Source organism: Bradyrhizobium sp. LeoB3 (genome assembly GCF_055456055.1).
In genome coordinates, this window is record NZ_JBVBEF010000376.1 from 1 (window position 1) to 479 (window position 479).

Consider the following 479-nt stretch of genomic DNA (forward strand, 5'->3'; position numbering starts at 1 on the left):
AGGCCGGATACATTGATGCAAGACCGCATCTGCCAGGTTGACGAAACCGCTTGCAACGCGCGGCCGGACCATACATTTCCGGTCAGTACGAGCAGCCGCTGCGCGTCGTAGCGTTCAATCCGGTCGAGGGCTGGTCGCGCGACGCCTCCGAGGACATTGCGCTTGAGCTGGCCCGGCGCGTCGACCAGGAAGGCTGCGAGATCTCCGAGGCGCTACGAGAGTTCATCGAGACCCACACCGGCCGGCCGATAGGCGTGCAGTTGGCTCTCCCTCTTGTGGCGCTATCCTAGATTCGCATTCCCCGCACCGGATACCTATCTCCGAGGCATGCTTAAACCGAAGTACCTTCCCTGCATCCCGATCAAGGGAACAAAGGTGCCTGACCGTCCAGAGTGGATCCACGAGGGTAGTGTGCGGAAGGTTCTGCAAAAGCCTGAGAGGCTGGAGCGGTCATGGTAAGTCCGGTGATTGCGAAGATC

Annotated in this window: 1 protein-coding gene; it reads left to right on the plus strand. The window is 60.5% G+C overall.

Features of this window, described 5'->3' with window-relative positions:
- Positions 1-50: 50 nt before the first annotated feature.
- Positions 51-290, plus strand: coding sequence for a hypothetical protein (locus ACZXDY_RS46400; RefSeq protein WP_464350086.1), 240 nt, complete (start codon positions 51-53; stop codon positions 288-290).
- Positions 291-479: the final 189 nt, after the last annotated feature.